The sequence below is a fragment of the Pseudoxanthomonas taiwanensis genome (genome assembly GCF_010093135.1).
Lineage (GTDB): Bacteria > Pseudomonadota > Gammaproteobacteria > Xanthomonadales > Xanthomonadaceae > Pseudoxanthomonas > Pseudoxanthomonas taiwanensis.
The window spans coordinates 1-536 of sequence record NZ_PDWK01000158.1 but is presented as its reverse complement, the minus strand read 5'-3'; the positions used below and the strand labels follow the sequence as shown (position 1 = coordinate 536).

1 protein-coding gene is annotated in these 536 nt (G+C 58.8%); it reads left to right on the top strand.

The window, feature by feature from the left end; translation table 11 throughout:
- Nucleotides 1–11 precede the first annotated feature (11 nt).
- Nucleotides 12–536, top strand: a 525-nt coding sequence (locus tag CR938_RS14355) for a S49 family peptidase (protein WP_425502459.1), incomplete at its 3' end; no start/stop codon positions are given.

Genomic DNA, 536 nt, shown 5'->3' with positions numbered 1-536 from the left:
CCATCGGCGTCATGATGGCTCACAGTAATTACGGTGCTGCGCTGGAGAAACAGGGTGTGGAAATCACGCTGATTTACAGCGGCAGCCATAAGGTGGATGGCAACCCCTACAGCCATCTTCCGGATGACGTCCGGGAGACACTGCAGTCCCGGATGGACGCAACCCGCCAGATGTTTGCGCAGAAGGTGTCGGCATATACCGGCCTGTCCGTGCAGGTTGTGCTGGATACCGAGGCTGCAGTGTACAGCGGTCAGGAGGCCATTGATGCCGGACTGGCTGATGAACTTGTTAACAGCACCGATGCGATCACCGTCATGCGTGATGCACTGGATGCACGTAAATCCCGTCCCGCAGGAGGGCTAATGACCAAAGAGACTCAATCACCAACTGTTTCAGCCACTGCGTCGCAGGCTGACGTTACTGACGTGGTGCCAGCGACGGAGGGCGAGAACGCCAGCGCGGCGCAGCCGGACGTGAACGCGCAGATCACCGCAGCGGTTGCGGCAGAAAACAGCCGCATTATGGGGATCCTCAAC